The organism is Streptococcus parasanguinis (genome assembly GCF_009717775.1).
Lineage (GTDB): Bacteria > Bacillota > Bacilli > Lactobacillales > Streptococcaceae > Streptococcus > Streptococcus parasanguinis_AG.
Genome location: NZ_WMZF01000003.1, coordinates 125482 through 137047, shown reverse-complemented (window position 1 = coordinate 137047; position 11566 = coordinate 125482). Strand labels below are relative to the sequence as shown.

Here is an 11566-nt window from a genome sequence, read left to right as displayed (position 1 = left end):
AGGTCATGATATACTAATATAGTTGTCGCGCGAGAGCGACAAAGACCTTTGAAAACTGAACAAGACGAACCAATGTGCAGGGCGCTATGACGAAAGTTATAGTAACTGAACAATAAAAAAACAATAAATCTGTCAGTGACAGAATGAGTTTAAGACAAACAATTATTTTAATGAGAGTTTGATCCTGGCTCAGGATGAACGCTGGCGGCGTGCCTAATACATGCAAGTAGAACGCTGAAGCTTGGTGCTTGCACCGAGCGGATGAGTTGCGAACGGGTGAGTAACGCGTAGGTAACCTGCCTCTTAGCGGGGGATAACTATTGGAAACGATAGCTAATACCGCATAAAAGTCGACATCGCATGATGTTGATTTGAAAGGTGCAATTGCATCACTAAGAGATGGACCTGCGTTGTATTAGCTAGTTGGTGAGGTAACGGCTCACCAAGGCGACGATACATAGCCGACCTGAGAGGGTGATCGGCCACACTGGGACTGAGACACGGCCCAGACTCCTACGGGAGGCAGCAGTAGGGAATCTTCGGCAATGGGGGCAACCCTGACCGAGCAACGCCGCGTGAGTGAAGAAGGTTTTCGGATCGTAAAGCTCTGTTGTAAGAGAAGAACGAGTGTGAGAGTGGAAAGTTCACACTGTGACGGTAACTTACCAGAAAGGGACGGCTAACTACGTGCCAGCAGCCGCGGTAATACGTAGGTCCCGAGCGTTATCCGGATTTATTGGGCGTAAAGCGAGCGCAGGCGGTTAGATAAGTCTGAAGTTAAAGGCTGTGGCTTAACCATAGTACGCTTTGGAAACTGTTTAACTTGAGTGCAGAAGGGGAGAGTGGAATTCCATGTGTAGCGGTGAAATGCGTAGATATATGGAGGAACACCGGTGGCGAAAGCGGCTCTCTGGTCTGTAACTGACGCTGAGGCTCGAAAGCGTGGGGAGCAAACAGGATTAGATACCCTGGTAGTCCACGCCGTAAACGATGAGTGCTAGGTGTTGGGTCCTTTCCGGGACTCAGTGCCGCAGCTAACGCATTAAGCACTCCGCCTGGGGAGTACGACCGCAAGGTTGAAACTCAAAGGAATTGACGGGGGCCCGCACAAGCGGTGGAGCATGTGGTTTAATTCGAAGCAACGCGAAGAACCTTACCAGGTCTTGACATCCCTCTGACCGCTCTAGAGATAGAGTTTTCCTTCGGGACAGAGGTGACAGGTGGTGCATGGTTGTCGTCAGCTCGTGTCGTGAGATGTTGGGTTAAGTCCCGCAACGAGCGCAACCCCTATTGTTAGTTGCCATCATTGAGTTGGGCACTCTAGCGAGACTGCCGGTAATAAACCGGAGGAAGGTGGGGATGACGTCAAATCATCATGCCCCTTATGACCTGGGCTACACACGTGCTACAATGGCTGGTACAACGAGTCGCGAGTCGGTGACGGCAAGCTAATCTCTTAAAGCCAGTCTCAGTTCGGATTGTAGGCTGCAACTCGCCTACATGAAGTCGGAATCGCTAGTAATCGCGGATCAGCACGCCGCGGTGAATACGTTCCCGGGCCTTGTACACACCGCCCGTCACACCACGAGAGTTTGTAACACCCGAAGTCGGTGAGGTAACCATTTGGAGCCAGCCGCCTAAGGTGGGATAGATGATTGGGGTGAAGTCGTAACAAGGTAGCCGTATCGGAAGGTGCGGCTGGATCACCTCCTTTCTAAGGAAATGGAAACCTGTACGTTGGTCTTGTTTAGTTTTGAGAGGTCTTGTGGGGCCTTAGCTCAGCTGGGAGAGCGCCTGCTTTGCACGCAGGAGGTCAGCGGTTCGATCCCGCTAGGCTCCATTAACACTGTAAGGGTGTTAAGATTGAACATTGAAAATTGAATATCTATATCAAATAGTAACAAGAAAATAAACCGAAACGCTGTAAATATTTAAAGAGTTTAGGTCGCAAGACCAAAAATAAGGTTAAGTTAATAAGGGCGCACGGTGGATGCCTTGGCACTAGAAGCCGAAGAAGGACGTGACAAACGACGAAATGCTTTGGGGAGCTGTAAGTAAGCGACGATCCAGAGATGTCCGAATGGGGGAACCCACTAGCTAATGGCTAGTACTCCTATCTGTTAAGGATAGGTAGAGGAAGACGCAGTGAACTGAAACATCTAAGTAGCTGCAGGAAGAGAAAGCAAAAGCGATTGCCTGAGTAGCGGCGAGCGAAACGGCAGGAGGGCAAACCGAAGAGTTTACTCTTCGGGGTTGTAGGACTGCAATGTGGACTTAAAGATTATAGAAGAATGACATGGGAAGGTCAGCCAAAGAGAGTAAGAGCCTCGTATTCGAAATAGTCTTTATACCTAGCAGTATCCTGAGTACGGCGGGACACGAGAAATCCCGTCGGAATCTGGGAGGACCATCTCCCAACCCTAAATACTCTCTAGTGACCGATAGTGAACCAGTACCGTGAGGGAAAGGTGAAAAGCACCCCGGGAGGGGAGTGAAATAGAACCTGAAACCGTGTGCCTACAACAAGTTCGAGCCCGTTAATGGGTGAGAGCGTGCCTTTTGTAGAATGAACCGGCGAGTTACGATATGATGCGAGGTTAAGTTGAAGAGACGGAGCCGTAGGGAAACCGAGTCTGAATAGGGCGCATTAGTATTATGTCGTAGACCCGAAACCATGTGACCTACCCATGAGCAGGTTGAAGGTGAGGTAAAACTCACTGGAGGACCGAACCAGGGCACGTTGAAAAGTGCTTGGATGACTTGTGGGTAGCGGAGAAATTCCAAACGAACTTGGAGATAGCTGGTTCTCTCCGAAATAGCTTTAGGGCTAGCGTCGACATTAAGATTCTTGGAGGTAGAGCACTGTTTGGGTGAGGGGTCCATCCCGGATTACCAATCTCAGATAAACTCCGAATGCCAATGAATTATGGTCGGCAGTCAGACTGCGAGTGCTAAGATCCGTAGTCGAAAGGGAAACAGCCCAGACCACCAGCTAAGGTCCCAAAATAATTGTTAAGTGGAAAAGGATGTGGGGTTGCACAGACAACTAGGATGTTAGCTTAGAAGCAGCTATTCATTCAAAGAGTGCGTAATAGCTCACTAGTCGAGTGACCCTGCGCCGAAAATGTACCGGGGCTAAAACAATTTACCGAAGCTGTGGATACCTTTATAGGTATGGTAGGAGAGCGTTCTATGTGTGGAGAAGGTGTACCGTGAGGAGCGCTGGAACGCATAGAAGTGAGAATGCCGGTATGAGTAGCGAAAGACAGGTGAGAATCCTGTCCACCGTAAGACTAAGGTTTCCAGGGGAAGGCTCGTCCGCCCTGGGTTAGTCGGGACCTAAGGAGAGACCGAAAGGTGTATCCGATGGACAACAGGTTGATATTCCTGTACTAGAGTATGTAGTGAAGGAGGGACGCAGTAGGCTAACTAAAGCGTGCGACTGGAAGTGCACGTCTAAGCAGTGAGGTGTGAATTGAGTTAAATGCTTAATTCTATAACATTGAGCTGTGATGGGGAGCGAAGTTTAGTAGCGAAGTTAGTGACGTCACACTGCCAAGAAAAGCTTCTAGCGTTAATCATACTCTACCCGTACCGCAAACCGACACAGGTAGTCGAGGCGAGTAGCCTCAGGTGAGCGAGAGAACTCTCGTTAAGGAACTCGGCAAAATGACCCCGTAACTTCGGGAGAAGGGGTGCTGGCTTTCAGTCAGCCGCAGTGAATAGGCCCAAGCAACTGTTTATCAAAAACACAGCTCTCTGCTAAATCGTAAGATGATGTATAGGGGGTGACGCCTGCCCGGTGCTGGAAGGTTAAGAGGAGTGCTTAGCGTAAGCGAAGGTATGAATTGAAGCCCCAGTAAACGGCGGCCGTAACTATAACGGTCCTAAGGTAGCGAAATTCCTTGTCGGGTAAGTTCCGACCCGCACGAAAGGCGTAATGATTTGGGCACTGTCTCAACGAGAGACTCGGTGAAATTTTAGTACCTGTGAAGATGCAGGTTACCCGCGACAGGACGGAAAGACCCCATGGAGCTTTACTGCAGTTTGATATTGAGTGTCTGTGCCACATGTACAGGATAGGTAGGAGCCATTGAGATCGGGACGCCAGTTTCGATGGAGGCGTTGTTGGGATACTACCCTTGTGTTATGGCCACTCTAACCCGGTAGGTTAATCATCTACGGAGACAGTGTCTGACGGGCAGTTTGACTGGGGCGGTCGCCTCCTAAAAGGTAACGGAGGCGCCCAAAGGTTCCCTCAGAATGGTTGGAAATCATTCGCAGAGTGTAAAGGTATAAGGGAGCTTGACTGCGAGAGCTACAACTCGAGCAGGGACGAAAGTCGGGCTTAGTGATCCGGTGGTTCCGTATGGAAGGGCCATCGCTCAACGGATAAAAGCTACCCTGGGGATAACAGGCTTATCTCCCCCAAGAGTTCACATCGACGGGGAGGTTTGGCACCTCGATGTCGGCTCGTCGCATCCTGGGGCTGTAGTCGGTCCCAAGGGTTGGGCTGTTCGCCCATTAAAGCGGCACGCGAGCTGGGTTCAGAACGTCGTGAGACAGTTCGGTCCCTATCCGTCGCGGGCGTAGGAAATTTGAGAGGATCTGCTCCTAGTACGAGAGGACCAGAGTGGACTTACCGCTGGTGTACCAGTTGTCTCGCCAGAGGCATCGCTGGGTAGCTATGTAGGGAAGGGATAAACGCTGAAAGCATCTAAGTGTGAAACCCACCTCAAGATGAGATTTCCCATGATTTTATATCAGTAAGAGCCCTGAGAGAAGATCAGGTAGATAGGTTAGGAGTGGAAGTTGTGTGAGCAATGGAGCGGACTAATACTAATAGCTCGAGGACTTATCCAAAGAGTCAGAAGATATTGACAACGTAAGGTTAACTTGTTAGAATATAGATGTTCAATTTTGAATGTTTAATCATTCAGAGTTAAGTGACGATAGCCTAGGAGATACACCTGTACCCATGCCGAACACAGCAGTTAAGCCCTAGAACGCCGGAAGTAGTTGGGGGTTGCCCCCTGTGAGATAAGGTAGTCGCTTAGCAAGAGATTGAGCCTAGTAGATACTAGGCTCATTTGGGAGTTTAGCTCAGCTGGGAGAGCATCTGCCTTACAAGCAGAGGGTCAGCGGTTCGATCCCGTTAACTCCCATAGGTCCCGTAGTGTAGCGGTTATCACGTCGCCCTGTCACGGCGAAGATCGCGGGTTCGATTCCCGTCGGGACCGTTAAGATAATGAAAATTATTTTAAGACTCGTTAGCTCAGTTGGTAGAGCAATTGACTTTTAATCAATGGGTCACTGGTTCGAGCCCAGTACGGGTCATATTTTGCGGGTTTGGCGGAATTGGCAGACGCACCAGATTTAGGATCTGGCGCTTTACGGCGTGGGGGTTCAAGTCCCTTAACCCGCATAAGAGAATAATAATGAGCCGGCTTAGCTCAGTTGGTAGAGCATCTGATTTGTAATCAGAGGGTCGCGTGTTCAAGTCATGTAGCCGGCATTTTTTTATATAAAGAAAGCAATGCGAACGTAGTTCAGTGGTAGAACACCACCTTGCCAAGGTGGGGGTCGCGGGTTCGAATCCCGTCGTTCGCTTGAGGAGGCCGGGGTGGCGGAACTGGCAGACGCACAGGACTTAAAATCCTGCGATTGGTAACGATCGTACCGGTTCGATTCCGGTCCTCGGCATAGATTTAGGTTGGAGAAGAAGCACCCTTAGCTCAACTGGATAGAGTACCTGACTACGAATCAGGCGGTTAGAGGTTCGACTCCTCTAGGGTGCATAAAGCGGTAGCTTTAGATCGGGAAGTAGCTCAGCTTGGTAGAGTACTTGGTTTGGGACCAAGGTGTCGCAGGTTCGAATCCTGTCTTCCCGATATTATGGCGGTGTAGCTCAGCTGGCTAGAGCGTCCGGTTCATACCCGGGAGGTCGGGGGTTCGATCCCCTTCGCCGCTATATTGTTGATCTTGTTGGACCTTTAGCTCAGCTGGTTAGAGCTCTCGGCTCATAACCGAGTGGTCGTAGGTTCAAGTCCTACAAGGTCCATTGTTATCTTGGAGGATTACCCAAGTCCGGCTGAAGGGAACGGTCTTGAAAACCGTCAGGCGTGTAAAAGCGTGCGTGGGTTCGAATCCCACATCCTCCTTAATATTAACGCGGGATGGAGCAGCTCGGTAGCTCGTCGGGCTCATAACCCGAAGGTCGTAGGTTCAAATCCTGCTCCCGCAATTTGGCTCGGTAGCTCAGTTGGTAGAGCAATGGATTGAAGCTCCATGTGTCGGCGGTTCGATTCCGTCTCGCGCCATTTCTTTTAATAATAAGCGGGTGTAGTTTAGTGGTAAAACTACAGCCTTCCAAGCTGTTGTCGCGAGTTCGATTCTCGTCACCCGCTTTGAACATAGGTTCATTTTTACCAAGTTTTTTAACTTGGGCGCGTAGCTCAGGTGGTTAGAGCGCACGCCTGATAAGCGTGAGGTCGGTGGTTCGAGTCCACTCGTGCCCATTTTGGAGAATTACTCAAGAGGCTGAAGAGGACGGTTTGCTAAATCGTTAGGTCGGGTAACCGGCGCGGGGGTTCGAATCCCCCATTCTCCGTATAATTTCCAAGTTTGAGATGTCATCTCAAACTATTTTTTATATTTTTGAAGGTTTTGTCTATGTTCTTGAATCGATTCTTTAAAATTTTTAGTTTTGTGTTTGTTTTAACTGTTTCAGGAATTTTATTTCTTTTTCCATCTGTTAGAACTTCGATTGTTTTAAAATCTTCTGATCTATTAGCTATTGTTGATAAGGCAGTATCGGTACCATTTGTTGTTGTGGAATCTAAGGCAAAGGATTTAAAGAATTTATCTGAATTAAATGATGAAAACCGTTCGTTAAAATCACGTCTTTATCAAAAGGATATTGATCAGTCAAAACTTAACCGTTTGGAATCAGAAAATAGAGAATTAAAGGATTTGATGTCAATCAAGAATTCTGTATCGGGTTCTAAACAAGTCGTTAGTGAGATTATTGACCGTAATTATGGTTCGTGGGATCAGGAATTTGTTATTGATAAAGGTAGTTCAGATGGAATTTCTGATTCTATGTTTGTTCTTTCGTCTGGTGGCGTCATTGGTGTGGTAGAAAGTATAGAGAAAAATTCTAGCAAAGTGAAATTATTAGTTGAAGATACTATTTCTTCACAACACCTGACGTTTAAAATTGAGAGTCAAGGTCAATCTATTTTTGCTTTATTAAATGGTTATGACGAGAAGACAGGTGAGTTTCGGTTGTTGCAAATTGGAGATCCAGTTGAAATTAAAAAAGGATCTCTGGTTTCAACAAGTGGTTTAGGAAAATATAAGAGTAGTGACTTACCTCTTGGTACAGTGACTTCTACTCAAAAGGCATCTGATCAGTTAGGGCAAGAAATTCGTGTGAAACCAAAGGCTAATTTAGATGTCAATCGTTATGTACTATTGATTGGAGAGTAGTGTGAAAGTCATACGTAAGTACCATTTTTTCCCTTTAATCTTATTCTTATCTTTATTTGTTGACGGACAGATCTCTTTTCTTATTTCTCGTTTCTGTCCAAACTCTTTTGAACCTACTTCATTTTTATTTCTATATGGTTTTATGTTATTGAGTCTCTATTTCTCTGAGATAGCTAGTATTTGGTGGGGAGTCTTCTTTGGTTTTTGTTTTGATGTGTATTTTTTACGCACTATAGGAATTGCCTTTCTAGTCTTCCCTTTGTTACAGGTGATTTTTTATCGGTGTAATCAGATTATTTTGGTCAATCGATTGACTCGTTTTTTTACATTTTTATTAATGATTCTAATATTTCAGATTTCAACCAATCTTCTTCTGATTATTTTTATTGGTATAAAATTCAACTGGATTACTCTCATTATCCATCAAATTGCGCCTAGTTTAATTTTGAATGTGGTTCTAATGATCGTATTACAGCCTTTACTTGAAAAGATTTATTTATAAACTCGAAATAAAAATGTAACAATAGCGTAATATAAATTTTCAAAAAATTTGTTATACTAGTTAGTGTCTTATTAGAAAGGGAAAATTTATCTAATGAAGAAAAAATTATTTGCCACAATCTTATTGAGTACAGTTGCTTTATCACAAGGTGCTGTTGTAGCAGGTGTATCAGCTGACTCAACAGATGATAAGATTGCTGCTCAAGATAACAAAATCAATAGTATTAATCAACAACAACAAAGTGCACAAGCTCAGGTAGATCAAATCCAAGGTCAAGTATCTGAAATTAAACAACAACAAGAAAATCTTCAAGCTGAAAATGACCGTTTGAATGAAGAATCTGAACGATTGTCAGCTGAGATCGATGAGTTGTCAAAAAATATTGTTGCTCGTCAAGAATCACTTGCAAATCAAGCACGTAGTGCTCAAACAACTGGAACTGCAACAAGCTATATTAATGCGATTGTTAGCTCTGGATCTTTGACAGAAGCTATCTCACGTATTTCTGCTATGAATGAAATTGCAGATGCTAACAACAAAATGTTGCAAGAGCAAAAACGTGATAAAGAAGATATTGCACAAAAACAAAAAGAAAACAACGACGCTATCAATACTGTTATTGCAAATAAACAGCAATTAGAAGATGATGCGCAAGCTTTGTCAACTAAAGAAGCTGAGTTGAAAGTGGCACAATTGAATTTGGCAGCTGAAAAATCATCTGCTGAAAACGAAAAGAACGCTTTGTTGCAACAAAAAGCTGAAGCTGAAAAAGCAGCGGCAGCAGCGGCAGCAGCTGAGGCAGCTTACCGTGCAAAACAAAAAGAACAACAAGCAGCTGTAAAAGCTTCTGCTAATACAACTCTTCAAGCACAAGTTCAGGCAGCAGCACAAACACCTGCTGCAACACCAGCGGCTGCACAAACTCAAGCAGCAGCTCAACCTGCTGTTCAAACTCAAGCAGCAGCAGCTCCAGCAGCTCCAGCAGCAACTGTTTCTCGTCCAACTTATAGTACATCTGCATCATCTTATCCAGTTGGTGAATGTACATGGGGTGCGAAGACATTGGCTCCATGGGCTGGTGATTACTGGGGTAATGGTGGACAATGGGCAGCAAGTGCAGCGGCAGCAGGATTCCGTACAGGATCTCAACCACAAGTTGGTGCCATTGCATGTTGGAATGATGGTGGATATGGACACGTAGCAGTTGTTACAGCCGTTCAATCTACAACGAGCATCCAAGTCTCTGAGTCTAACTATAATGGTATCCGTAGTATTGGGAACTACCGTGGTTGGTTTAACCCAACAACAGCACAAGGTACTGTTACTTATATCTATCCAAACTAAGAATTACACTGAAGCAGAACATTTGTTCTGCTTCTTTTTTGATAGAATTTAGGTAGTGATAGATTTTGTAGTTTCCATAAATTAATATTTGAATATTTGCTTAAAAAGCGATAAAATGGTTACAGGAGAAATTTGTGCTGACTGTACAATATGGTTTTAGATTTTACTGGAGGAAATCATGTCATTTTCTGATTTAATGCTCTTTGCTTTGTCGTCAAATCAAGAATTGGCTCAACGTGTGTCTCGAGAAATGGGACTACCGCTTGGAAAGTCAACGGTTCGTCAATTTTCTGATGGAGAAATTCAGGTTAATATTGAAGAATCAATCCGTGGGAAAGATGTTTATATTTTGCAATCCACTAGCTCGCCGGTTAACGATAATCTAATGGAAATTTTGATTATGGTAGATGCGTTGAAACGGGCTAGTGCGCAATCCATTAATGTGGTGATGCCATATTACGGCTATGCTCGTCAAGACCGGAAAGCTCGAGCTCGTGAACCAATCACTTCTAAGTTGGTAGCCAATATGCTTGAGGTTGCTGGTGTTGATCGCCTCTTGACAATTGATTTGCACGCCGCTCAGATTCAAGGTTTCTTTGATATTCCTGTTGACCACTTGATGGGTGCGCCTTTGATCGCCGACTATTTTGAACGTCGTGGGATGATTGGGAAAGACTATGTTGTTGTCAGTCCAGACCATGGTGGTGTGACTCGTGCTCGAAAATTAGCTGAATTTTTGAAGACACCGATTGCGATTATTGATAAACGTCGAAGTGTCGATAAGATGAATACGAGTGAAGTGATGAATATCATTGGGAGTGTTGAAGGCAAGACTTGTATTTTGATTGATGATATGATTGATACAGCTGGTACAATCTGTCATGCCGCGGACGCCCTTGCAGAAGCAGGTGCTGTTGAAGTCTATGCGAGCTGTACTCACCCTGTTTTATCAGGACCAGCGATGGACAATATTCAAAAATCAGCCATTAAGAAGTTGGTGGTGTTGGATACGATTTATCTACCGGAAGATCGATTAATTGATAAGATTGAGCAAATTTCGATTGCGAAACTCCTTGCAGAGGCCATTGTTCGCATTCACGAAAATCGCCCTCTTTCTCCTCTATTTGAAATCGGAAATGCCAAAAAATGTTAACAATAAGGAGGCTGGGTAACTGGCCTCTTTTATTTAGGAGGATATACAAATGGAAATCAGAAAATGGTTGGAAAATCTAAAAAAAGAAAAGAAACGGAAAAAACTGGTTCAAGCAGCTAAAGAACTAGAAGCAAAGGCTGATCCTAGTTTGCCCAAGAAACGATTGCCAAAAAATGGGGTGGTGAAATAGGATAGAAAAGATTTCTATTTTTTAAATACATTTTTATATATGAATAGAGTATTTTTCCAAGATGGTTTTAAATTCGTAGTTCTATATCTCAAATGGATCAAAAGATTAAACTTTTTTTAAAAAATAATGGAAAAAGTCTTGACATAGGCAGAATATCCTAGTATACTAGTCATAGTTACGAAGTAACGAATAATTTTTGAAAAGAAAAAAGGAGATAAAACAATGAAAAAAGTTTTATTATCATCAGTAGCAGCTCTTGCAGTATTTGCTGCAGCAGCACCAGTTCTTGCCGAAGGTGGAGTCAACGGTGGAGCTAACAATCCTAGAGGACCTCAAGATACTGACGTCGCTTCAAAATACTATGATCAATCTGAATTTGTAAGTGCTCGTACAGTTGAAGAATACCTTAACGGTCACATGGACGAAATCAAAGCTGAAGCAGCGGCTGATCCAGCAGTAGTAGCAGCTAAAGCTGAATTTGATGCTGTTGAAGGTGGTTCACACCTTTACGGAGAAAAGAAAGCAGCTTATGAAGCAGCATTCAATACTGCATTCTTGAACGTACGTAACAAATATGTACAACAATTCCAAACTGTTCAAAACACAGCTAAGAAAAAAGAAGGCCGTTACTATATCTTGAATGAAACTCCAGAACAAGCTAACGCTCGTTACTTGAAAGAACATGGAATTAATCCAGAACAAGCTAACGCAGACGCAGCTAAAGCAGACGCAGCTAAAGCTGACGCAGCTAAAGCAGAAGAAGCAGCTAAAAAAGCAGAAGCTGGTAAAGCTGGTTCAAAACAAGCTGGTAAAGCTCTTCCAAAAACAAGCGCAGTTAAATAATTTGATTATTAATTAGCTCGTAAAATATCACTGGACCTTCGGG

General features: G+C 44.5%; 6 protein-coding genes, 18 tRNA genes and 3 rRNA genes. All 27 read left to right on the top strand.

What is annotated here, in order from left to right; all coding sequences use genetic code 11:
- The first annotated feature begins 166 nt into the window (after window positions 1–166).
- The 27 genes from GMC92_RS06805 (at window position 167) to abpA (ending at window position 11523) form a co-directional block, all read left to right on the top strand.
- A 16S ribosomal RNA gene (locus GMC92_RS06805) occupies window positions 167–1714 on the top strand.
- A gap of 53 nt (window positions 1715–1767) precedes the next feature.
- Window positions 1768–1840: transfer RNA gene (locus GMC92_RS06800), tRNA-Ala, on the top strand.
- Window positions 1841–1963: 123 nt separating this feature from the next.
- Window positions 1964–4863: ribosomal RNA gene (locus tag GMC92_RS06795) — 23S ribosomal RNA — on the top strand.
- Window positions 4864–4942: 79 nt separating this feature from the next.
- A 5S ribosomal RNA gene (gene rrf, locus GMC92_RS06790) occupies window positions 4943–5058 on the top strand.
- The 16S, 23S and 5S rRNA genes sit together here with 18 tRNA genes alongside, the layout of an rRNA operon.
- A gap of 34 nt (window positions 5059–5092) precedes the next feature.
- Window positions 5093–5165: transfer RNA gene (locus tag GMC92_RS06785), tRNA-Val, on the top strand.
- Window positions 5166–5167: 2 nt separating this feature from the next.
- A tRNA-Asp gene (locus GMC92_RS06780) sits at window positions 5168–5240 on the top strand.
- Window positions 5241–5264: 24 nt separating this feature from the next.
- Window positions 5265–5337, top strand: a tRNA-Lys gene (locus tag GMC92_RS06775).
- A gap of 6 nt (window positions 5338–5343) precedes the next feature.
- Window positions 5344–5425 (top strand) — tRNA-Leu (locus GMC92_RS06770).
- 17 nt (window positions 5426–5442) lie between these two features.
- Window positions 5443–5515: transfer RNA gene (locus GMC92_RS06765), tRNA-Thr, on the top strand.
- A 23-nt stretch (window positions 5516–5538) separates the two neighbouring features.
- Window positions 5539–5610 (top strand) — tRNA-Gly (locus GMC92_RS06760).
- Between the two features lie 7 nt (window positions 5611–5617).
- Window positions 5618–5703: transfer RNA gene (locus tag GMC92_RS06755), tRNA-Leu, on the top strand.
- A 21-nt stretch (window positions 5704–5724) separates the two neighbouring features.
- Window positions 5725–5798 (top strand) — tRNA-Arg (locus GMC92_RS06750).
- 19 nt (window positions 5799–5817) lie between these two features.
- Window positions 5818–5891 (top strand) — tRNA-Pro (locus GMC92_RS06745).
- A 6-nt stretch (window positions 5892–5897) separates the two neighbouring features.
- Window positions 5898–5971, top strand: a tRNA-Met gene (locus tag GMC92_RS06740).
- Between the two features lie 16 nt (window positions 5972–5987).
- Window positions 5988–6061: transfer RNA gene (locus GMC92_RS06735), tRNA-Ile, on the top strand.
- 10 nt (window positions 6062–6071) lie between these two features.
- Window positions 6072–6161, top strand: a tRNA-Ser gene (locus tag GMC92_RS06730).
- 9 nt (window positions 6162–6170) lie between these two features.
- Window positions 6171–6244 (top strand) — tRNA-Met (locus GMC92_RS06725).
- A gap of 3 nt (window positions 6245–6247) precedes the next feature.
- A tRNA-Phe gene (locus GMC92_RS06720) sits at window positions 6248–6320 on the top strand.
- 16 nt (window positions 6321–6336) lie between these two features.
- A tRNA-Gly gene (locus tag GMC92_RS06715) sits at window positions 6337–6407 on the top strand.
- Between the two features lie 37 nt (window positions 6408–6444).
- Window positions 6445–6518 (top strand) — tRNA-Ile (locus GMC92_RS06710).
- A 4-nt stretch (window positions 6519–6522) separates the two neighbouring features.
- A tRNA-Ser gene (locus tag GMC92_RS06705) sits at window positions 6523–6610 on the top strand.
- A gap of 62 nt (window positions 6611–6672) precedes the next feature.
- Window positions 6673–7491 (top strand): rod shape-determining protein MreC, encoded by an 819-nt coding sequence (gene mreC, locus GMC92_RS06700; protein ID WP_031574139.1) that lies wholly within the window; start codon window positions 6673–6675, stop codon window positions 7489–7491.
- Window position 7492: 1 nt separating this feature from the next.
- On the top strand, window positions 7493–7993 hold the full coding sequence (gene mreD / locus GMC92_RS06695) for a rod shape-determining protein MreD (RefSeq protein ID WP_201037283.1): 501 nt from the start codon (window positions 7493–7495) through the stop codon (window positions 7991–7993).
- Between the two features lie 93 nt (window positions 7994–8086).
- The gene (gene pcsB, locus GMC92_RS06690; RefSeq protein ID WP_155200042.1) at window positions 8087–9337 is read left to right on the top strand and encodes a peptidoglycan hydrolase PcsB; all 1251 of its coding nucleotides are present in this window, start codon (window positions 8087–8089) and stop codon (window positions 9335–9337) included.
- A 178-nt stretch (window positions 9338–9515) separates the two neighbouring features.
- Window positions 9516–10490: a ribose-phosphate diphosphokinase gene (locus GMC92_RS06685; protein ID WP_021154183.1), complete on the top strand. Its 975-nt coding sequence runs from the start codon at window positions 9516–9518 to the stop codon at window positions 10488–10490.
- A 49-nt stretch (window positions 10491–10539) separates the two neighbouring features.
- Window positions 10540–10680, top strand: coding sequence for a hypothetical protein (locus tag GMC92_RS10750; RefSeq protein ID WP_173018797.1), 141 nt, complete (start codon window positions 10540–10542; stop codon window positions 10678–10680).
- 222 nt (window positions 10681–10902) lie between these two features.
- Window positions 10903–11523: an amylase-binding adhesin AbpA gene (abpA, locus tag GMC92_RS06680; RefSeq protein ID WP_070594694.1), complete on the top strand. Its 621-nt coding sequence runs from the start codon at window positions 10903–10905 to the stop codon at window positions 11521–11523.
- The last annotated feature ends 43 nt before the right edge of the window (window positions 11524–11566 follow it).

Bases quoted from the DNA above. Each gene is read 5' to 3' on its own strand.
- GMC92_RS10750 (WP_173018797.1), top strand. From the start codon at position 10,540: ATGGAAATCAGAAAATGGTTGGAAAATCTAAAAAAAGAAAAGAAACGG.
- GMC92_RS06685 (WP_021154183.1), top strand. From the start codon at position 9,516: ATGTCATTTTCTGATTTAATGCTCTTTGCTTTGTCGTCAAATCAAGAA.
- abpA (WP_070594694.1), top strand. From the start codon at position 10,903: ATGAAAAAAGTTTTATTATCATCAGTAGCAGCTCTTGCAGTATTTGCT.
- pcsB (WP_155200042.1), top strand. From the start codon at position 8,087: ATGAAGAAAAAATTATTTGCCACAATCTTATTGAGTACAGTTGCTTTA.
- mreC (WP_031574139.1), top strand. From the start codon at position 6,673: ATGTTCTTGAATCGATTCTTTAAAATTTTTAGTTTTGTGTTTGTTTTA.